The sequence below is a fragment of the Dysgonomonas sp. 520 genome (assembly GCF_010501095.1).
GTDB lineage: Bacteria > Bacteroidota > Bacteroidia > Bacteroidales > Dysgonomonadaceae > QVMP01.
The window spans coordinates 63,300-85,574 of record NZ_QVMP01000001.1 but is presented as its reverse complement, the minus strand read 5'-3'; the positions used below and the strand labels follow the sequence as shown (position 1 = coordinate 85,574).

The window sequence follows — 22,275 nt, the reverse complement described above, 5'->3', positions numbered from 1 at the left end:
TTCTTACACACATGCAGGGAAAAACGTTCCAAATGATTGCCAAAACGATGGCCGGACTGGAAGATATACTAGCCGAAGAGTTGGTTAATCTGGGCGCAAATAATCTGGAAATCGGAACACGAATGGTTTCTTTCGAAGGAGACAAAGCTCTACTATACAAAGCCAATATACATTGCCGCACCGCCTTACGCATCCTGAAACCGATATATACCTTCAAGGCGAGAAATGCTGACGAAATATACAAGGAAGTAGAAAATATTGACTGGCGCAAATATATGACCGAAAATCAGTCTTTTGCCGTAGACTCGGTTGTTTTCTCCGAAATATTCACCCATTCTAAGTTTGTGGCATACAGGGTGAAAGACGGAATTGTCGATTTCTTTACGAAGAAAACAGAAAAACGCCCATCCGTAAGCATATCCAACCCCGATTTGCTTATTAACATACACATTGCCCACGACAAATGTACGTTGAGCATCGACAGTTCGGGCGAGTCTTTGCATAAGCGGGGTTATCGTACAGGACAAACAGAAGCTCCACTGAACGAGGTGCTGGCTGCCGGCATGATTCTCCGAACAGGATGGAGGGGCGAATCGGATTTTGTTGATCCGATGTGCGGATCGGGCACGCTGCTTATCGAAGCTGCCATGATAGCGATGAACATCCCTCCGGGCATTTACCGCAGCAACTTCGCTTTCGAAAAATGGAAGGATTTTGACCAGGACCTTTTCGATTATATCTACAACGACGACAGTGGAGAACGGGAGTTCAACCACAAAATATTCGGCTCCGACATTTCGGAAAGAGCCATTGCCATAGCCACCGAAAACGTAAAGAGTGCCGGTGTGGCACGGTATGTAGACTTAAGTGTAAAGCCAATACAACAATACACGAAAGCTCCGGCAGAATCGGGAATACTAATCACGAACCCACCGTATGGCGAACGCCTGAAACCTGCCGACATCAACCAATTGTATAACACGATAGGCGAACGGCTGAAGCATGTATTTACCGGCTATCGGGCATGGATACTCAGCTACAAGAAAGAAAACTTTGACAACATCGGACTCAAGCCTTCTAAAAAGTACAGGCTCAAAAACGGGTCGTTGGATTGCGAATTTCGTGGTTATGACATTTTCGCAGGGAAGAAATATCCCGCCAGAACAGAAAAAAATACAGACTAAAGATAAAATTGCATTTCAAACTTTTACATCATGCCGAAACGTTTACAAATTCTATTTTTTTCATTGTTCACATTCATATCCGTATGTGGGCAAGGACTTCCTCCGGTCACGGAAGTGCGTGCCGTATGGTTGGCAACCCATTTCGGACTCGACTGGCCCGATAAAAACAAAAGTATCGAAAGCCAGAAAAAAGATTTGACCAATATGCTTGACGTAATAAAAGAAGCAAACTTCAATACTGTCTTTTTCCAGACCCGTCTGAGAGGAGATGCCTCGTACAAATCGAAGATTGAGCCGCTCAACAAAAATCTGAAAAGCAGTAAAACCTTCGATCCTCTTCAATTTGTCATCGAAGAATGTCATAACAGAGGTTTGGAATGTCATGCCTGGTTCATAACCTATCCTCTAGGCACAAAAAAGCATGTAGAAAATCATGGGGCAAATTCAGTTGTCAAAAAATATCCGGACATGTGCATCTTTTATGATGACGAGTGGCGTCTCGATCCGGGGCATCCCAAAACAAAAGAATACCTGCTGTCGCTTGTCGATGAGATTGTTTCGGGGTATGATATTGATGGCATATCGTTCGACTACATCCGCTATTCGGAAGCTAAACCGGGTTTTCCGGATCAAAAAACTCATGCCAAATATGGTAAGGGAAAGAGCTTGCAGGAATGGAGAAGGCAGAATATCAACTCCTTTGTGCGGGATGCGTATAAACTTGTGAAAAGTAAAAAGAATTGGGTTCAGGTAAGCAGCAGCACCATAGGTGTTTATCAGAAGATAGCGAAAGTGAAAGGTTTTCCTTTGACGGCTTACAACGATGTTTTTCAAGATGTTGCACATTGGATGCGGGAAGGCATACACGATGCCATCTATCCGATGATGTATTATAAAAATGAATTGTTCGACCCTTATTTGCTCGAATGGTCTAAAATATGCCAAAGAAGGCTTGTGGTTCCGGTGCTTGGCATATACAAGATGCTGCCTAACGAAAAGCATCCCGACAATGGAAACTGGAGCACCGATCTTTTTTACAGTCAAATAAAGAAAACCCGTCAGCACAACATAAAAGGGCAAGGCTTTTTCAGAACAAAATTCATGGTCGACAACACCAAGGGTTTCTTGTCGGGCATTAAACGGAACTATTACAAAAACCCGGCAAAACTGCCCCCTCTCACATGGCTGAACAGTACGCCTCCGGCTCCACCTCGTAATCTGACCATCGTGAAAGCAGGAAAAAACAGGATAAAGCTACAATGGCAACATTCGTCTAAAGGTGATAACAAACCCTCCTTCAACATATATTCGTCTACATCAAAAAATATAAACCTGAGTAATTCTTCTCATTTAACAGCTATTGGAGTCAGGGAAAATGAGATTATATTGGAAACCAAGGGCGGCATGTATTTTACCGTAACAGCATCCGACAGATACCGCAACGAAAGCAGCAACAGCTCGGTGGTTTATCTGCCCAACTAGACAAGTAATATTACATGCAATTTGAACCAACGTTTTTTTAGAAGATATAACTGCCGATTGGTATTAAATGAAAATGATTTATTTACTTTGCAAAAGAGAAATAGAAATAATATGCATAAAATATCAATAATCATACCTTGCTATAACGAAGAAGAAGCATTGCCGTATCTTTACAAAGAATTGGAAAAGGTGACAAAGGTGATGTCGGAGCAAGAATTTGAATTCATCTTCGTTAACGATGGCTCGAAAGATAAAACTTTAGACGTTTTCAGAGAATTGCGTGCCAAAGATGAACGTGTCAGATATGTGTCATTCTCCCGCAATTTCGGAAAAGAAGCCGCTATTTTTGCCGGATTGGAAACCGCTACCGGAGATTATGTGGCAACCATCGACGCCGATTTGCAAGACCCGCCCATGCTGTTGGAGGAAATGTATAAAACCCTGCAAACGGAAGATTACGACTGTGTGGCTACCCGACGCGAAGATCGTAAGGGTGAGCCCATTATACGATCGTTCTTTGCACGGAAGTTTTATCAGCTCATCAATAATATATCCGATACCAAGTTGGTTGACGGAGCACGCGACTTTCGCCTGATGACACGCCAGATGGTAGATTCTATTCTCGAATTGAGAGAGTATAACCGTTTCTCGAAAGGCATATTCGGCTGGGTAGGGTACAACACCAAATGGATTTCGTATGAAAATGTAGAGCGTGTTGCAGGTAAAACCAAATGGTCTTTCTGGGGATTGTTCTTTTACTCGCTGGAGGGTATAATAGCTTTCTCTACACGCCCCTTGGCCATAGCATCGTTGTTTGGTATACTTTTCTTTATCATATCTCTCGTGTTTATTGCCTATATTGTGACCAAGACTTTGCTCTGGGGCGATCCGGTTGCCGGATTCCCGACGCTCATTTGCGGTATTTTCTTCATCGGGGGTATACAGCTTTTGTGTTTGGGCATATTGGGGCAATATCTCTCCCGATTATATCTGGAAGTAAAACGGCGTCCGATTTATATTGTCAAAGAGACTGAAAAGTCTAAAATAAAATGAACCCGTTTCGCATATTAGATTCCCTGTCCGCATCCGTTAGCCGATGTTTGCTTAAGGTTTATGGCTTTACGGGTAAAGATGCGATGAAGAAAGCTAACATGGCTTTGGTTGTCGTTTGCTCTTTTCTTCTCATCTTCATACTGAACAGGAATCATCCGCTTTTTGGTGACGATTGGATGTACAGCATGTTGCCTGAGCCATCGAACGACCGCGTAAAGAGTTTCACGGATATACTTTATACCCAATACGAGCATTATTTTACATGGGGAGGGCGTTCCGTTGTGCATGTGATAGCACAATCGCTGTTGTTGCTGGGCAAATTGCCTGCCGACATATTGAATAGTCTGGCCTATGTTGCCCTTACTCTTGTCATTTATACCTTTGCCAATAGAGGGAATAAAAAAAATCCGTCGTTGCTTATCGGAATCAATCTGCTGATCTTCTTTTTTCAACCTGCTTTAGGTTCCACAATGTTGTGGAAAACAGGCAGTGCAAACTATTTGTGGGGAACGTTGATTGTCCTTTCTTTCCTGCTTCCTTACAGGAATTATTTATTCAATAGTCAAAAAACGAACGGTAATATAGTCAAAAGTATAGCTTTCTTGTTTTTCGGAATCGTAGCCGGATGGACTAACGAGAACATGGGGGTTGCCCTGATTGCGATGACAGCTTTATTTATCTGTTATTATAAGTCTTCATCTATGAAAATACCCGCTTGGGCTTGGACGGGACTTATCGGGGCGATAGTTGGCTGTGCCTTTATGGTTGCCGCACCGGGAAATTATGCCCGGATGGATATGATTGGCGGAACGTCAGAACATGTGTTTTTTGTATCTGTATATATAAATCAACTTTTAGGCACAATGGCGGCATTTTATTATTATAGTATTGTGCTGGTTTTTATCCTCGTGCTGACTCTTTTCTTTTGGTTGTCTTGCTCTAAGAAAGAAAACAGGAACAGGCAAAAAGGATTGATGTTGATCATTTTTTCGGGTGCATTGGTTGCAGTCTTGGCGATGTCGGCTTCGCCTATTTTCCCGGGTAGGGCGTCTTACGGTATCAATAGCCTGATTATACTGGCGATTGCGATTCTCTTTGCAAATTTGGATTTTGATAAGTTGCTTGTAAAAAGAATAACATCTACGGTTTTGTTCTTCGGACTGCTATTTCTCTCTGTGGATTATTATAGGGGATATAAAGAGCTTTCTTCTGTATCTCAAGTGTATGCGGAGCGAGAAGCGCAATTGTCGGAAGAAAAAAACTTGGGGGTATCTGACATAACTTTTCTGAAAAGAATAGAGGAACCTAAAACCAGATTCCTCCATCATTTCGATTTATCTTACGATTCTTTAGATTGGCACAACCGAATATATTCAAGATACAATGAGTTACATTCGGTCAAGGTTGCGCCTTAATTTTTCAGATTATATTTTTACAGGCTATCGCCAAAATCTTCCCTGAATTTAGCCAATAGTTTCTGAGGCCAATCGTTAATTGGTTCAAGTCCACCCATGAAGAAACGTAGCACAGGGGGTTCGTAAACAAACTTAAGTCCACCTATCATGTGTCTGTTGTCATACAGCCACGACATGCGGTCTTCAACGTATTTTATTTGCGACAGGGTGAATACACGGCGTGGTATGGCAAGCCTGAGCAATTCCATATCGGCATAAGTTTCGTTGCCATATTCGTCCCGCTGATTAGATACGGAGCCTCTTTCCATACCTCGTACTCCTGAAATCAAGAAGAACGCAGCAGCCAGCGATCCCGCAGGATATTGTGTTTGAGGAATATGAGCACATATTTGCATGGCATCCACATGGCAACCCAATACACCCGGAGGTGTTACCACGGGTATACCCTTATCTTCGAGCGAATTTACCAGATATTCGATAAATTGAGGACTTTGGCAAATCATAGTTTCGTCAAGTGTTTCGTATAGACCCACTGCGATTGATTCAATTTCACGAACCGACATTCCGCCGTAAGTCAGGAAACCTTCGAACAATGGGATAAGCGGTTCCAACTCTTTAAACAACTTATGATCGTTGGTACAGATACCTCCTCCACGAGAAGAACTAAGTTTGCGGGCTGAGAAATAAACCAAATCGGCCAGATCGGTCATCGTTAAGATGATTTCGGCCATCGAACTGTTTTTGAATTCGTCCTCTCTTTGCTTTATCAACCATGCGTTTTCTCCCAACAGACTGGCATCCAGCACCAGACGAATACCGTATTTGTTAGCTATATCGCGAACGTCACGCAGGTTTTGCATCGAAAACGGTTGTCCACCGATGAGGTTGGTCGATGCCTCCATTCTGATATATGGTATATTTGATGATCCGTGTTTTTGGATACATTCTTCAAGTTTTTCAAGGTTCATGTTTCCCTTGAAAGGGTGCTTGCTGTTGATAACGTATGCTTCGTCGTAAAGCAATTCTTCAATCCGTCCTCCGTATTGTGTGATGTGAGCCATTGCCGTTGTGAAGTGATAGTTCATCGGAACAACGCTTCCTTTACGCACAAAGGCATTTGAGATAACATTTTCGGCTGCACGTCCTTGATGCACCGGCAAAAGGTATTTTTTACCCAATACATCCTCCACTGCCTTTTGATATCTTACAAAACTTTGCGATCCGGCATAAGCATCGTCGGCAATCATCATTGCGCCCAATTGTTTGTCACTCATGGCATTGGTGCCGCTATCGGTGAGCATGTCGAGATAAACATCTTTCGTATCGAGGCGGAATGTATTAAACCCCGCTTCGTACAAGGCGTCAAGCCTTCTTTCGATAGGAACCAGATGCAATTTTTGTACTACACGCACTTTGTGCAATTCCAATGGAATGTCTTCACCATTGTAGAATTTAATTTTCGGAGAATTTCCAGACATAGTTAGATATGTTGCTTTTATGGTTAGATATTTTAGTATAAAATTTCCGAAAGGTAAATATAATAATCAAAATATGCAACGAAATGTTTGTTATTTACTTAATTTGTGATCAAAGTGATAGTTTTGTTTCCTGTTTTTTTTAATCTCTGCCGTAGTGGAAGGTCTTTAAATCAAGGTGGTCTGAAGACAAAAAAAGCAGGTTGAATTTTCAACCTGCTTTCACTTTCTTTATAGTATACTTTATCAAGAGTATTTTGGTTTGCGTTGACCTTTCCGGTGCTCTTTCTTTCCCGAGTCGGAATGAGAGCGTTCGCCTCTGAAGCTATCTTTACGACGGCTTTCACCACCATTGCCACGAGGGCGTCTTTCGCTTCGTCCTCCTCTGTCGGAGCCTCCTCCGGCCTGAGCGAACTCAACCGATATGCGACGTCCTTTGTCTTCTTGTCCGTTCAGCGATTTAACCACTTGAGAGGCATCACCTTCAGGCACATCGAAGAATGCGAAATTCTGCATAAGGTCTATACGCCCGATTCTTATTTTTCCGGGAACGTAGTCGTTTACCAATCCCATCAGAGTTGCCGGGTTCACGTTGTCGGTGCGACCGATGTTGATAAACAAACGAGAATAGCCTTTTTCGGCTGCACGTCCGCCACGCGAACTGCTATCGCCTCTGTCCGACCTGTCTCTGCCGTCTCTTCTGCTGCTGCGTCCGCCTTTGTCGTCTCTGGTGTATCTTTCAGATGGCGACTCAATTTCTTGCGCATCACGGTAGTAGTCAATCAAACGGTTGAATTCGAGAGATATAACACGTTTTATGATGTCTTCTTTTTCCAGCCAATCCAGTTTGCGGAAGATTGAAGGTAAAAGTTCTGCGATTTCTTCTTCGTTTACTTTTACTTTTTCAATTCTGTCAACCAGGCTGAATAATTGTTTTTCGCAAATAGAATCGCCCGTAGGGATAGCTTTTTGCTCGAACTTTTTATTTATAATTTTCTCTATTTCACGTATTTTTCCTTTTTCCTTAACGTGAGCGATAGCGATTGAAGTACCTGTTTTTCCCGCACGACCTGTACGGCCGCTTCGGTGAGTGTACGATTCGATGTCGTCGGGCAAACCATAGTTGATAACGTGAGTCAGACTGTCAACATCCAATCCACGGGCAGCAACATCGGTTGCAACCAATAGTTGCAGACTGCGGATGCGGAATTTTTGCATCACATAGTCACGTTGAGCTTGCGACAAATCGCCATGCAACGAGTCGGCATTATATCCGTCTTGAATCAGTTTGTCTGCAATTTCTTGCGTTTCGCGGCGTGTGCGGCAAAATATGATTCCGTAAATATTAGGATAGTAGTCGGCAATACGCTTCAAAGCAAGATATTTGTCTTTTGCATGTACCATATAATATACATGCTTCACGTTGTGCGATCCCTCATTCTTACGCCCGATAGTTATTTCTTTGGGCGAATCCATATATTTGCGAGTGATTTTTGCTATTTCCTTGGGCATAGTTGCCGAGAAAAGAAGCATGGAACGATTTTGGGGAACTTTAGACAATATTTCGTCAATGCTGTCGGTGAAACCCATGTTCAACATTTCGTCGGCTTCGTCCAAAACTACATGTTTCACAGCTTCCAAATCAACAACTTTACGGTTGATGAGGTCTATCAAACGACCCGGAGTGGCAACAATGATCTGAACGCCTCTCTTCAACGATTTTATCTGGCTTTCTATGCTCGAACCTCCATAAACGGGAAGCACTCTCAAATTGTCGATGTATTTTGAATAATCGGCCAAGTCGCCGGCTATTTGCAAACAAAGTTCACGGGTAGGAGCAAGGATAAGCGCCTGAGGAACATTTTGTTTTACATTGATTTTTTGTAATACGGGCAAGCCGAACGCTGCAGTTTTACCTGTTCCTGTTTGTGCCAATGCGATTACATCGCGGATTTCGTCTAAAAGGTAAGGGATTACTTCTTCTTGTACGGGCATCGGATTTTCATAGCCCATTTCTTCTATTGCCCTACGGATTTCCGGAGCAACACCTAATTCTTCAAATGTCTTCATTAAAATTTTTCGTGATTTCTAAAATAAATGGAGCAACTATTTTTTCTCAACTGCCCCCACATCACGACTGTAAAAATAAGAGAGAGAAAATAATTGTTCTTTAACTCAATCCGGAAGAGAATAATCACTTATTCTATTTCCAAATCGGCTGCAAAGATAATTAAATTTTTTATATGATTAATATATGTAGGCCGATTATTTGTGGTATTTCTAAACTGCTAAAACAAAAAATGGTAATTGTTAGGTGCATTTATAGAATATGTCCTTGGTTTAACTTAGTGAATTTATGAAAGAAGAAATGTTTAATATTTTTTCTATTTTTGTACATTCGTTACCTAAAATATTATTTGAATTGGAACCTAAAAAATATGAGTACATAGACAGTTTGCGTGGTATAGCTATATTGATGGTGCTGCTTATTCATAATGGAGGATATGGTTCTTCGCTTCACGATATATCCCCTTTGTTGGATAAGATTAGGCTTGCCGGGCGTTACGGTGTTCAACTTTTTTTTCTGGTGAGTGCCTATACACTGATGCTGTCGCATCAAAGCAGATATGTGGAAAACAAATCTACCCGTAATTTTTTCATACGGCGATTGTTTCGAATTGTTCCCATATATTATATTGCTCTGGTAATCTATGCTTTTGATAGTTTTCTCATCGCATCTAATTACGATGTTGTGGTGAATTTTAAGGAAATCTCATTGCCGGACATAATAAGGAATTTGTTCTTTTTGAATAATTTCTATATAAATATGCCATTTTATGTTCCGGGAGGTTGGTCTATTGTTGCGGAAATCACATTCTACTTATTATTGCCTGTTATATATAAATATATCACTAATTTGAATAAGGCACTTTTGCTTTTTATAGTCTCGGTGGCGATATCTTTAGTTTTTTCTGTTTTGGTTATAAATATATATCCGAATACTAATACATTATTCATTTCTTTCCCTACACAGTTTCCGGTTTTTATTTTAGGTATTGTTTTGTTTTTCATTGTTAGTCAGAAAAATATATCCGTAAACAAATGGTTGATAGTAGCTTTAGTGATAGGCACGCCGATATATATTTATTTCATTCCGACAGAAAATGTGTCAGACTGTTTGAGGGCAAGTCTTATATTGTTTTTATTCTTTTATATTGTTCATAAGAAACAGTATAGGGTAGTGGTAAATCCATTTCTTTCGTTTGTTGGGAAGATAAGTTTCAGTATGTATCTGATTCATTTCGGAGTATTGTTTTGGATGAGTCGTTTAGGCTTTGTAGATTTCATGCCAAGTACAACCTCAATGGCATGTATAGTCAATTTCATAATCCGCTATGTTGTAATGTTTGTCATTTCTTGTGGATTATCGTATTTGAGTTATCAATACGTAGAGAAGTATTTTATAAAGAAAGGTAAAGGTTTGATTCGACGATTGAGCTAGGTTTCGGGTTGATGTAGAGAGTGTGATAACTGTTATAGTTAGGCTCGGAAAAAGGGGTGATTGTTTCGTTAACAGGTGCATTGACAACTATAAAAACACAAGGTAAAGTGACTTTTAATCATTTTTTAGAGTAACTTTGCTCCCTAAACAAAGGAAAATATCAATAAGTTATGAGCAATTACCATTTGTCAGAGTTGGTTCATCGTAGAGCCGAAAAGTATGGGTCGAAAACAGCGTTAAAATATCGTGATTTTAATCAGAAAAGATGGAAGACCCTTTCGTGGGCGAAATTTTCGGAAAAAGTGATGAAGACTGCTTGGGCAATGGCAGAAATCGGTGTGGACGCTAAAGACAAAATCGGTATTTATTCTCAAAACTTATATCAATATTTCCTTGTCGATTTTGGTGCGTATGCAAACCGTGCTACCACCGTGCCTATATATGCAACAGCATCGCCGTCGCAGGTTGAATATATAGTGAAAGACGCTCATGTGAAGGTGCTTTGTGTGGGCGAGCAGTTTCAATACAACAATGCGTTTAAGATACAGCAACAATCGGATGTGCTGGAACGCCTGATAATATTCGACAAACAAGTAAAACCTCATCCGGAAGATACAACATCGCTCTTTTTTGACGATTTCATAGCCTCGGGAGAAAACTCGGAAGCTCAGGTGAAGGTGAATATCCGCATGAAAGGTGTGAAGGATTCGGATATTGCATGTATATTATATACGTCCGGAACAACCGGCGAGCCAAAGGGTGTTGTTTTGTTGCACTCTGCTTTCAGGGAAGTTTTCAGGATACATGATATTCGGCTGACAATGGTTTCGGACAAAGATGTGTCTATGAACTTTTTGCCATTGGCGCATGTGTTTGAAAAGGCATGGTGCTATTATTGTATTCATGCGGGAATAACCATTGCTGTCAATCAGGATGCGAAAGGAGTGCAGAAGTCGATAAAGCAGATACATCCGACGCTGATGTGTAGTGTGCCTCGTTTCTGGGAAAAGGTTTATGCCGGAGTGAAGGAGAAAATAGAAACATCAGGTAAGATAATGAAATGGATCTTCAATGATGCTATAAAAACGGGTAAGAAGCATAATCTTGATTATAAGAACAAAGGACTGAAACCACCTGTCGGAAATCGCTTGAAATTTTTTATTTACGATCACACAGTCTATTATTTATTGAAATACGTAGTAGGCATACATAAAGGAAACCTGTTTCCCTGTGCTGGATCGCCTTTGTCGGTGGGAGTTAACGAGTTTCTGCAATCGGTAAATATACCGCTTATTGTTGGTTACGGACTCACCGAAACTACAGCTACGGTGAGTTGTTATCCTACTCAAAACTTTGTTTTGGATTCGGTGGGAACTCCAATGCCGGATTTGCAAGTGAAAATAGATGTCAATGGTGAAATATTGGTAAAAGGGAAAACCATAACAAAAGAATATTATAACAAACCAGAGGAAACAGCAAAAGCATTTACCGAAGACGGATTTTTCAGAACCGGAGATGCAGGGGAGATACTTCCCGACGGATCTTTAAGATTAACCGAAAGAATAAAAGATTTGTTTAAAACATCGAATGGTAAATATATTGCCCCTCAGGCTTTGGAAACAAAATTGGGCGAAGATGCCTATATTGATATGGTGGCGGTGATTGGCGATGAGCGTAAGTTTGTCAGTGCCCTGATTGTGCCTAACTACGAAGCCTTGGCCGCTTGGGCAGAAAGAAACGATGTTAAATATACAACGATGGAAGATTTGGTTCGGAATGAAGATGCCAATGCTTTGATTTCGCGTCATATAGAAGCACTGCAAGCCGGATTTGCATCTTTCGAGAAAGTGAAGAAATTTACGATGCTTTCGGAGCCATTCTCAATAGAAAACGGAGATTTGACAAATACACTGAAAATCAAGAGGCGAGTGGTTGCGGAAAAATACAAAGCCTTGATTGATAAGATGTATGCCGAATAAGTTGAGGCTGATTTGTAGTTTATAAATAATGGCAGGTATATACATTCACATTCCATATTGTAAGAAAAGATGTGTTTACTGTGATTTTTTTACACAAACTGATATGGTTCAGCGTGTGTCGTATGTTGACGCCGTATGCAAAGAAATATCGTTAAGGAAAAATTATATTGGCGCAGAGCCTATTGAAACCATTTATTGGGGTGGGGGAACGCCGTCTCTGCTGTCTCGGGAAGATTTTGTGCGAGTTTTCGAGGCTATATTCAGGGAATTTGAGGTTGTGCCCGATGCAGAAATTACGCTCGAAGCCAATCCCGACGATTTGGATAGCGCATATATCCGTATGTTGAGGTCATTGCCATTCAATAGAATCAGTATTGGAATTCAGAGTTTTGATGATGATGAGCTTTTGTTTCTGGGGCGCAGACATACAGCCGAAAGGGCAATATCTGCAATTAAAGATGCACAACAGGCTGGCTTTGAAAATATTAGTGCAGATTTAATTTATGGATTGCCGGGGCAGACAACGGCTCGCTATATAGAAAGTCTGCAAAAGCTTATCGCTCTAAACGTTCAGCATATATCTGCTTACCACCTGACTTACGAAAAAGATACGCCATTGTATACTATGCTGGATGATGGCAGGATTGACGCTGTGGACGAGGAAGTTAGCCTGGATATGTTTTCTGCTATGATTGAACTTTTAAAAGATGAAAGCTATATTCACTACGAAATATCAAACTTTGCGAAAGATGGTTTCTACTCGAGACATAACACATCTTATTGGAAAGACGCCAAGTATCTGGGGATAGGAGCAGGTGCCCATTCGTATAATGTGTTGACGAGGGAAAAGAATGTCTCGTCCATACCTTTATATATAAGTGGTGTGAAGATTGGGGATCCCGCTGTGGAGCGGGAAATACTGGATGAGAAAACCCGCTACAATGAATTTGTGATGACCCGGTTGAGAACTATGTGGGGAATAAACCTTTCTGAGCTGAAGATTAATTTTGGTGATGATATGTTAAAATATTGTTTAAATAATATAGAGGCATATTTGGCAAAAGGTTTATTAAGAAACGAAAAAGAACGCATAGTCCTGACAAGTAAGGGGATATTTACCTGCGATATGATAATAAGTGATATGATGAAGTTGTAAAATTGATTTTTTTATCTTACTTTTGTAGGACGAAAAGTGTTATGTATCACTCTTTAAATCGGAAATGTTTATCTTTTTATGGTTAAAGAGTGTGAATTTGTGCTTAAAATAAGTTAAAATTAGCCTCCTCTAAAAAATAAAACGAAAATTGATGCTTCTTTTCTTATTTAATCATATTATCTTTGCCTGTCCGTGATACGGCGCAAGCATTTACGAGATTTCACTATGTGTTATTAATTAAACGATTACAAAATTACATCAGATTCCATATATTTTTAAAAGATTTAGTGATGTGTAAAAAAATGAAAAATAAAATACTATTGTTGATGTGTATCTTCCCTGCCTTTTCATTTATACAAGGACAGGTCGTTTTTTACAATAAAGGATTAATGTCGGTTGTCGGACAAGACACGGCAAAAACTATCCTGTATGTTCAGGGAGATATGAAGGTGGGTACAGATGCTACCAACACAGCTATCACAAGTAATATTTCGATGTCAAAATCGAAAGTGCGTTTAACAGGAGATTTCTACAACGATGTTAAAACAGGAGCAGTATTCAAAACTGCCACTGCCGGAAATGAAGGCGTCTTTGAGTTTAAGCCATTATCAACGGCTACTCGTGAACAGCGGATATTGACAAGTAAAACTACTTATACCGATATTCCATCAAAGGCAACATCTTACATCAATTTTCCTCACGTGAAAGTGGAAAATGCAAAATCGGTATTGGTATATCCTGAGATAGCGATGAAAACTAAAGACCTGATATTACATAAAGGTTGGTTGGTCTTGGATTCAAAGAAAGCTGCTGCAAATGTGGATTATCCGTCAGGTTCAACAGTCGATTTGATAAACAACAGAACAGTAATGGCTCACTTGTTAGTGGATGGAAAAGCTGTATATAACGGTTGGGAATTAAATGGGACACCTGCTGCCACAAAAGAGTTGACAGCTGCGGATTGGAAATATCCTGCCAACGAAAGAGGTTTTGTAGAGGTTCGCTTAAGACTAGATGATAACAATAGTGCCATAAATATCGGAGCAGAAAGACCTATGTTTGGTTTTGGTGTGCCTTATGAAAGCATGTATGCGGATTATTTTGTATACAATAATATAATGGGGCCTGTGCATGAAAGTTTTTTTGGTCCGGGAGGGAAGCCTATCATTGACCCTATTACTGAATTGACAGCAGGTAAAGGTTATATCAGTGGAATCGATATCAGAGGAAATCAAAATCCTGCTACATATTATTGGGATATCAATCCTATATATAGTGGTGTGATTGATTTTGACCATAGAGCAAAGGATGGTCATTATTTCAATAGATTCAAGTTTTTTGGTGATAACACAAGGAATAAAAACTTCATAAATAAAACATTAAAGCATTATCAGGCAGAAAAATTGAATGTAAGTAACGTTCCTGTCACTTTGGATCTTGGGTTCAACTATTTGGCAAATCCTTTTATGGCGCCGTTGGATATCACAGAATTATTATCTAGTAGTAACGCAGGACCAAAAGGAGAATGGGGTATAGTCCCAGATAATTCAGGAAATCTAAATCGAGATATATTAAATAGGATTTGGGTATTGAAGGGAGATGCAAAAGGCGTTGCTCAGACAGCATATCCGTATCTTAAAATGACCGTTACTTATAACTTTTATTTGGCTAAAGGTGTAGGAGGAACATTTACGGCTGATAATGATGATGATGGATTGGCTAGTAATGTAACTATTGCTCCTCTACAAATGTTTGTTGTTGCTGCTACAGAAAAAGGTAAGGGGAAAACGATGATTATCCCTAAAAGCAAACGCTTGATGAGTCGTGCGGAATTTATCCGTAATACACCTACCAGAAGAATGGATGACTTTATTCTTGAAGTAGTTGATAATAATACAGGTATGTCAGACAGAACTAACGTGGTTCTTAGACCTGAAACGGATATATACAAATCAGTAACAAGAAAAGGTAATCCTGAGTACCAGAATGTGACGAAATTGAACACTGAGGTTGCGAGTGGTGGTGTAGCTGCAAAATCTGCTTTGGCAGAAGTAACGGCAGCCGACGTGAAATCTTCTATTTATAGCCAACTCTATACAATTGATCAAAAAACAGGTGGAGCTTTAACCGTGAACTTCTTGCCGGATGATACAGAGTCTGTTCAGGTATACATGCAACCGGCAACAGAAGCACAAGAAATTACTATTAGAGGATTACGTCTGAATACAAAAGAGGTTGTTGGTACTATATTATTGGAAGATAAAATAGACAGACAAACAGTTGAATTGACTCCGGAAACCAGATATGTAACAAATTCGTCTCCGATGGACCCTGCTGATAGATTTGTATTGCATTTCAAACCTAAATCAGGAATAGACGAAAGCGATGTGGATGATCGCAATATTCATGCTCACTATAATGAAGGAACCTTAACAGTTTCCGGATTCAATGCGGAAGATTTTGGTGGATATATTAATCTATATAGTATTCAGGGAGCTTTGGTTCTTAGAACACAAATTGAGCAGTCTGTAATGGAAATACCTTGCTCTTTAGTTACAGGTGCTTATGTTCTTAAAACAACCGGACCAAAATCTTATGTTACAAAACTTTTGGCGAAATGATGAAAATAATGAAATTTGATATAATGCTACTAAAGAAAATTGCTCTTGTAACGATACTGTTTCTTACATCGAATGCTGCTTTTGCATTTGACTTTGGAAGTGACAATTCGCATGATATAACTAGTGGGTCTCCTTCTGAATATTATGAAGGACAAGCTGGTGTGGGAACAAAACCTCCTTCAGGCATGACCTACGATGATTATTTGACATTGTTAGGCAGCAATAACGATGATAATATAAGTCCTGGAGGAACTGAAACAGGAGACGGTGGATGGGATGGTTCGGAAACGCCAATTGAGGATGGTATAGTTCCATTAGCTTTTGCTATCACTCTTTATGGAATGTATGTTTTATATAGAAGAAGAACAGCAAGAAACTAAAATAAAAAAAGGTATCTCATTGAGATGCCTTTTTTGTTTATGAATCAACTGGTTGTATAGTTATAGATAGTTGATAGGATTGATGTCAAAGCTGGACAAATAAATATCCAGTTCAGGAAACTTTTTCGAAAGTATTTCATTGAAAATGTCCTTTGTGCATACTTCCGACTCGTGATGACCTATTGTTGTGAGTAATATCTTATCTTCAACATCGTAAAAATCATTATACTTCGCTTCACCTGTGATAAATACATCTGCGCCATAAGATATGGCTTTAGGTATGAGAAAGGCTCCGCTTCCGCCGCATATAGCTACATCTTGTACAGGCTTTCCTCTGTATGCCGAATATTGCAGCGAAGTGATACGAAAAGTATCTTTTATTAAATATAAGAATGCCTCTTCGTCCATAGCCTCAGGTAATGTGCCTACAACCCCGCTGCCGGCTTGTGTCCAGGCATTGCGAAGCGGATATAGGTCATAAGCAGGCTCTTCATAAGGGTGAACCGATATAAGTGCCCTTTCAACTTCCTTTTGTTTGAAGGAGGGAAGAATGACTTCGATACGAATTTCATCCTCGAAATGTAGTTCGTTCACTTCTCCGCAAAAAGGATTTGCTGCTTCTCCTGCCTTGAAAGTTCCCGTTCCGGCAACATTAAAACTGCAAGAATCATAGTTGCCAATATTGCCCGCTCCCGCATTGAATAGTGCTGAACGAACACTTGCAGCATGGCTATTGGGCACAAATGTCGCTAATTTGATAAGTGAATTCTCTGCCGGAGCTAAGATGCGGATGTGTTTCAGATCGAGCATGTTAGCCAGTTTGTAATTTACTCCGTCAACAGCATTGTCCAGATTGGTATGAGCGGCATATAAAACGATGTCATGTTTGCATGCCTTGATCATGCAACGTTCGATATAATTCTTGCCTGTGAGCGACTTAAATGGCTTAAATGCTATGGGATGATGCGATATAATCAGATTGCACCCAAGTGATATAGCTTCATCTACAACGGTTTCCGTGATGTCGATGCACAAGAGCACCTTCTTTACGGGTTGATTAATATCTCCTATTTGCACTCCACTATTGTCGAAGCTCTCTTGTAGTGGCAGCGGAGCCAGATTTTCTATCTGCTGGATTATTTCTTTTATTTTCATCGGGTCACTCTATTAGTGGGTATTTATCTTATAATCATTGATATATTCCAAAACAAACGTGAGCAGCTCGGCTTCTGCCAAAGCAAATGTTTGATATAGGCTTACAGGGCTGCTTTCGTGGGCAACTGGGTCATCCTCTCCTTTTATGGTATAATATTTCCATCTGTATCCGAGGGAAAAAGATCGCGAATCAGCAACAGGATAAACACCGCAGTATATTTTCAGGCTATTTCGTATCCAATCCAGAGCCAGAGATGTGGTTGGGGCAGATATCAGCGTTTCTTCTTCGTTGAAATTGCCGGGACTACGCTTTTGAACAAAACTGAGATAAAGCATCTGATCCAGAACATCGTAGAAGTGCGTAACCTTTGCGTTAAAGCCCAATTCTTTAAGTTGTGCCGCCTGTTTAAATGTAACAATTGGTTCCTGCATAAGATTCAATTTTAAAGAAATACTAAGTTAGGCATAAAATGATATTATAGCCAAAATAATCCGTTTAAATTGAAATGATTAAGGAGCCAGACGGCTGATATGCCATCGGTTGTTTTCTAATGTATAACAAATCCTGTCGTGAAGACGGTTGCTTCGCCCTTGCCAAAACTCAATCAGAAGGGGTTTTACAATATATCCGCCCCAGTTTTCAGGACGTGTAACTATCCCATTGTCAAACCTTTTCTCCGTTTGAGACATTAGTCCGTCAAGATATTCCCTGTTGGGGATTTCCTTGCTTTGAGGCGAAGACCATGCACCCAATTTGCTTTTCTCGGGGCGAACGTTGAAATATAGATCGGATTCTTCCGGCGATATCTTGCTCACTATGCCTTCTATTCTCACTTGCCGCTCAAGTTCGAGCCACAGGAAGTTCAGGGCGCAATATGGATTTGAGTCTATTTGAGTGGCTTTCTTGCTGTCGTAGTTGGTGAAGAATACAAAGCCGTCCTCTTTTACTTGCTTTAGCAAGACAACCCGCGATGATACCTTGCCTTCGGGCGTGGAGGTGGATAGGGTCATTGCGTTGGGTTCGGCAACCTGTGCACTGATCGCTTCGTTAATCCAGACTTCAAATTGTGAAACAGGGTCACTTGTCACATCTTTTATGTCCAATGTTTTGAGCGAATAATTCCTCCTTAAATCGAATAAATCTTCCATTTTTCCGAAATTAAAGAACCGAACCGACAACTATTCTGATTTTTTCGGAAGAAACAGTCTTTTTTATCATCGAATTGTAGAGTTCTCGTTGGGTCATTCCTGATTTATCTCTTTTTTTATCCGGATCTATAAGCAATGTCAAGCTGTATGGTTCGATAGGATAGCTTCCTGTATCTTGTGGATATATAGTGTATTTTGCAATTTCAATAACATTATAAGTTTTTCCGTTCAATTTTTCTTGTTTCGAGTCTCTTTCATCATCAACAGCCTCTCTTTTTACTCTGAACCCGGAGAAGCGGGGTCTGTCCGAATCCATAACGTTTTCTATCTCCAGATCGGATTTTATGTAAAGCGTATACGATATTTCTATCGGGTCGCCTATTCCGGCAGCTCGTTTCGAAGTGCTTGTTTTGATGAAAATATCTTTGTCGGTTATCTCAATTTTTTTGCTGTCTTGTTTCTCCGTTTTAGGTTTTGTTTTGCTTTCAACAATCTTGATTTTTTTACTTTTGGTAGTCAGTTTCTTCCCGTTTACATCAATCGAAGCCTCAGGAATGGTAATCGTACCTTTGTCTCCCGATTGAAGCATATAAGTATATTTTGTTTTATATTCGGTTATTCTTTCACCCGTTTTAGGATTTGTTGTAGACTGCACGCTGCTCGATGTTGAAGGTCCATAAAGCACGTACACATTCTCTAATTTGGTTTGCGCAACATCAAAATCTTTGCCTTCGGCTCCTTCCAATACGTAATGAAGCTGAAAACGCGTGTCAGGTAAAACTTCTTCCGGAACTTCTGTGTAGAATTTTATTTTGCCCTCTTTTTGTGCATTAATATTTGACAGACAAAATGATAAAAGGAAAATGTATAGAATTGTTCTTTTTTTCATCTTTGTAAAAATTTATCTCAATACAAATGTAGTTATTTTTTTAACAAAGTTGTAGGCTTGAAAAGACAAGCGCATCAAAAGATTATCTCTCTTATTTGAAATGCTTGTAGGGACGAAATGGTATTCGCCTGAAATAAAAAAGCATGTTTCATAGAAGGTGAAACAAGTAAAAAGAGACTTTCGGAATAGCCTCTTTTACTTGTTGTTTTGTTATATTTTATCGCCTGCTATTTCTTGAACTGCCCGATCCGGAAGAAGAACTTCCACTGGAACTTCTGGTAGACGAACTTCTACTTGACGAAGAATTACTGTCGGAATTCACCGAAGAACTTCGGCTGGATGAAATTCCGCTTGAACTTCTGGAAGAAGAACTCGTGCTTGTGGATGTATTCCGGCTCGAAGAGCTGCTGCTGGTACTGCTATCAGTGTTTCTTGACGAACCTCTGCCCGAACTGCTAGAGGAAGAACTCGTGCTTGTACTTGTAGATGTGTTGCGCCCCGAAGAACTGCCGCTAGTGCTACTGTCAGGGTTTCTTGATGAACCTCTGCCTGAACTACTTGAGGAAGAATTGTTGTCTTCTCTCGATGGGTTTCTGGTAGAGTTTCCGCTACTTGGGCGTGAACTATTGCTACCGCTACCAACGGAAGAACCGTTCCCCCCTGAACTTGGCCTGCTCGAACTGTTTCCGCTATTGCCGCCCACTCCACTTGGAGGACGGGTAGAGCCGTTGTTCGTTCCACTGCCCGGAGGTCTTGTATGTGTTCCGCCACTTGGAGGGCGTGTATTGTTTCCCGGTTTTTGAGGTGGATAATAGTTTCCGCCACCGTGGTGCGGAGGCCTTATAACTATTATTGGTCGTCCCGGAGGCGGCATCATCACCGGAGGGGCAGGGTAGGGGGCATACACAATGTCGTCGTACAGATATTCGTACCCCACCAGATAGTCGTCCCAAAATTCAAGAGCATAGACTTCGCTGTTGTAGGCCCTGTATTCCAATATTTCCTGATATCCGTATTGAGTTCTATTTACGGCTAACACTCTGGATGGAGGACCTATCTGGTATTCCACTTCTCTTTTGCTCATGCCTGTTGATAACTTGTTGATGTCGACAGTTTTGTACACCCCGCAAGATGCAAGCAAAAATGTTATGGATAAAATTACAATTAACTTTTTCATAATATTATTGTATTGTTTGTTTTCTCTTTTGTCAATACTAATTAGAACAGATTATGTACTAAATGGTTTAATCTTGTAACTCAAAATAATTGTGTTATTGTTTGAGATGATAGGCTTCGAAAAGGTTATTCTTTCCCCGAAGTTCGTATTTTTGATCTATTATTTCCCAAAAACGAAGGTTTGTGCTTTGACTTCTGAACTCGGTGAATACCCACTTCGGCGGATTGGTTTCCATCATATCGTTTATTTCGGCTATAATCTGCGGGTTAGATCTGCCCATCCATTCTTGCATGATATAATATTTGAAACATGGCAATACATCGCCCGAAGGGTAGAAGCGTGAATAGGTGTGGTATCCGAAAACGGAGTTCTTCTCATCTTCCGGAACAAGGGATGTCATTTCGCGCGCTTGGCTTATGTAGTAGCTGTCGCCTTCCGACCCGCCGCCATTCTTGATGTATCTGAATGCGGAAAATGCAATCAGTCCGAGAAATAAAATAACGGAAAAAGTGACGGCGAAACCGTTCCGTGACTTTCTTTTGCTCAAGACTATGAAAAAGAAAATGCAGCCTGTTGTCAAACTGGGTATATTGAGGGTCATATAATGATAATATGCCGATCCGATGTGTGTTGTGATATATCCGAAGAAAAACAGCAGAAAGGCAAAAAGCAAGGCATTCTTGTCTCGTTTTGCCGACAAGTAATACAAGGAAGTTCCTATAAAAAGAACGATGAAAGGAACCCATGCTTTCAGTATGTAGAAGAAAGTACTTGTGGCATTTACGAAAGGAGAGGGCAGTCCTCCGTCTGTTCCGAGATATTTAAAATTGTGGATGAAAGCAGCATCTATCATTGGCATGAAACTGTTTGTCGTCCAGAAATATATAACAACAGGAGCCGACCCTAAAATGAAACCGATGATAAAGAATATCACTATGTTTTTTACTAATCTCCAATTTTTATCGCTGATGGAAACAATAAACATGTAGAGCATACAGGCACAAAGTGCTCCCATGTTGTTGAGCCGCAGCCAGAAAAGGAATGCGGCGCATATTCCTGTCAATACCAGATGGAAGGAGTTTAATTTTTTGTTGCCCGAAAAATAAAATTTCAGGGTTACATACAGCGTGTAAAATAGGAAGGGCAGGCTGTATTCTTCCGTCAGGTTGCCGCCTTCCATCGTGAATGTGAAGAAAAACAAGGCGATGACTGTTGTCAGAAAGCTGTAAGACTTGCTCAGTATGAGTCTTGCGCAACAATATATGATGGACAGCGTTAGCGTGAGGTTTATTATTTGCAGGATAAACAGTCCGAGCCTGTCGGGTGCAATTGATTGCCCCAAAGCCTCAACAAAGGTTATGACGGGACCTTTGTGGTCGAAAAAATCGAGGTAAGGGACTTTTCCTGCGAGAAGCATTTTACCCATCATCAGGTAGTTTGAACTATCGCCTCCATATCCGATAAACATCGGACTGGTGTTTATTGAGTGAACTCCGAGAAAAAAGATTGAAATTATCAGAAAAAACAGATAAAACCAGCCATTTTGCCTGAAAGAGTTGGTATTTTGTCGATAGTTCATATTGAAATATGTGTATTAATGTTCAAAATTAAAGATCGTTTGTTTTTATATAAAATCCAAATGCTAATTGTTCCGGTTG

At 40.4% G+C, this 22,275-nt stretch carries 16 protein-coding genes and 1 pseudogene; 9 read left to right on the top strand and 8 right to left on the bottom strand.

Annotation, left to right across the window (positions count from 1 at the left end; all coding sequences use genetic code 11):
- Window positions 1-32 precede the first annotated feature (32 nt).
- The 4 genes and pseudogenes from D0T56_RS00340 to D0T56_RS00325 form a co-directional block, all read left to right on the top strand.
- Window positions 33-1,181 (top strand): annotated as a pseudogene (locus tag D0T56_RS00340) (class I SAM-dependent RNA methyltransferase); the annotation flags it as partial.
- A 33-nt stretch (window positions 1,182-1,214) separates the two neighbouring features.
- On the top strand, window positions 1,215-2,666 hold the full coding sequence (locus tag D0T56_RS00335; protein ID WP_163318154.1) for a glycoside hydrolase family 10 protein: 1,452 nt from the start codon (window positions 1,215-1,217) through the stop codon (window positions 2,664-2,666).
- Window positions 2,667-2,777: 111 nt separating this feature from the next.
- Window positions 2,778-3,719 (top strand): glycosyltransferase family 2 protein, encoded by a 942-nt coding sequence (locus tag D0T56_RS00330; protein ID WP_163318153.1) that lies wholly within the window; start codon window positions 2,778-2,780, stop codon window positions 3,717-3,719.
- Window positions 3,716-5,134 carry a DUF6056 family protein gene (locus D0T56_RS00325; protein ID WP_163318152.1) on the top strand — a complete coding sequence of 473 codons (1,419 nt, stop codon included), beginning with the start codon at window positions 3,716-3,718 and terminating at the stop codon, window positions 5,132-5,134. The genes D0T56_RS00330 and D0T56_RS00325 overlap by 4 nt, the downstream gene beginning before the upstream one ends.
- A 17-nt stretch (window positions 5,135-5,151) precedes the next feature.
- Here the strand turns inward: D0T56_RS00325 and D0T56_RS00320 are convergent, their stop codons facing one another.
- Entirely contained in the window at window positions 5,152-6,612 is a 1,461-nt protein-coding gene (locus D0T56_RS00320; RefSeq protein WP_163318151.1) for a tryptophanase, read from the bottom strand.
- 243 nt (window positions 6,613-6,855) lie between these two features.
- On the bottom strand, window positions 6,856-8,679 hold the full coding sequence (locus D0T56_RS00315) for a DEAD/DEAH box helicase (protein WP_163318150.1): 1,824 nt from the start codon (window positions 8,677-8,679) through the stop codon (window positions 6,856-6,858).
- A gap of 286 nt (window positions 8,680-8,965) precedes the next feature.
- Here D0T56_RS00315 and D0T56_RS00310 point away from each other — a divergent pair, with 286 nt between their 5' ends.
- The 5 genes from D0T56_RS00310 (at window position 8,966) to D0T56_RS00290 (ending at window position 16,247) form a co-directional block, all read left to right on the top strand.
- Window positions 8,966-10,111 (top strand): acyltransferase, encoded by a 1,146-nt coding sequence (locus tag D0T56_RS00310; RefSeq protein ID WP_163318149.1) that lies wholly within the window; start codon window positions 8,966-8,968, stop codon window positions 10,109-10,111.
- 170 nt (window positions 10,112-10,281) lie between these two features.
- Entirely contained in the window at window positions 10,282-12,090 is a 1,809-nt protein-coding gene (locus tag D0T56_RS00305) for a long-chain fatty acid--CoA ligase (RefSeq protein WP_163318148.1), read from the top strand.
- A 28-nt stretch (window positions 12,091-12,118) separates the two neighbouring features.
- Window positions 12,119-13,246, top strand: a complete 1,128-nt coding sequence (gene hemW, locus D0T56_RS00300; RefSeq protein ID WP_163318147.1) for a radical SAM family heme chaperone HemW — start codon at window positions 12,119-12,121, stop codon at window positions 13,244-13,246.
- Window positions 13,247-13,548: 302 nt separating this feature from the next.
- Window positions 13,549-15,867 (top strand): hypothetical protein, encoded by a 2,319-nt coding sequence (locus D0T56_RS00295; protein ID WP_163318146.1) that lies wholly within the window; start codon window positions 13,549-13,551, stop codon window positions 15,865-15,867.
- Window positions 15,868-15,890: 23 nt separating this feature from the next.
- On the top strand, window positions 15,891-16,247 hold the full coding sequence (locus tag D0T56_RS00290; RefSeq protein ID WP_163318145.1) for a hypothetical protein: 357 nt from the start codon (window positions 15,891-15,893) through the stop codon (window positions 16,245-16,247).
- A 60-nt stretch (window positions 16,248-16,307) separates the two neighbouring features.
- Here the strand turns inward: D0T56_RS00290 and D0T56_RS00285 are convergent, their stop codons facing one another.
- From D0T56_RS00285 to D0T56_RS00260, 6 genes are all read right to left on the bottom strand, one after another.
- A complete protein-coding gene (locus D0T56_RS00285; RefSeq protein WP_163318144.1) occupies window positions 16,308-17,402 on the bottom strand; it encodes a Nif3-like dinuclear metal center hexameric protein in 1,095 nt (364 codons plus the stop codon).
- Window positions 17,403-17,414: 12 nt separating this feature from the next.
- Window positions 17,415-17,834 carry a hypothetical protein gene (locus D0T56_RS00280; RefSeq protein WP_163318143.1) on the bottom strand — a complete coding sequence of 140 codons (420 nt, stop codon included), beginning with the start codon at window positions 17,832-17,834 and terminating at the stop codon, window positions 17,415-17,417.
- Window positions 17,835-17,912: 78 nt separating this feature from the next.
- Window positions 17,913-18,551 carry a pyridoxamine 5'-phosphate oxidase gene (gene pdxH / locus D0T56_RS00275; protein WP_163318142.1) on the bottom strand — a complete coding sequence of 213 codons (639 nt, stop codon included), beginning with the start codon at window positions 18,549-18,551 and terminating at the stop codon, window positions 17,913-17,915.
- Window positions 18,552-18,561: 10 nt separating this feature from the next.
- Entirely contained in the window at window positions 18,562-19,440 is an 879-nt protein-coding gene (locus D0T56_RS00270) for a BatD family protein (protein ID WP_163318141.1), read from the bottom strand.
- 217 nt (window positions 19,441-19,657) lie between these two features.
- Complete coding sequence (locus D0T56_RS00265; RefSeq protein WP_163318140.1) at window positions 19,658-20,617, bottom strand: outer membrane protein assembly factor BamE; 960 nt, start codon at window positions 20,615-20,617, stop codon at window positions 19,658-19,660.
- Window positions 20,618-20,711: 94 nt separating this feature from the next.
- Window positions 20,712-22,196, bottom strand: coding sequence for a hypothetical protein (locus tag D0T56_RS00260; RefSeq protein WP_163318139.1), 1,485 nt, complete (start codon window positions 22,194-22,196; stop codon window positions 20,712-20,714).
- Window positions 22,197-22,275 lie beyond the last annotated feature (79 nt).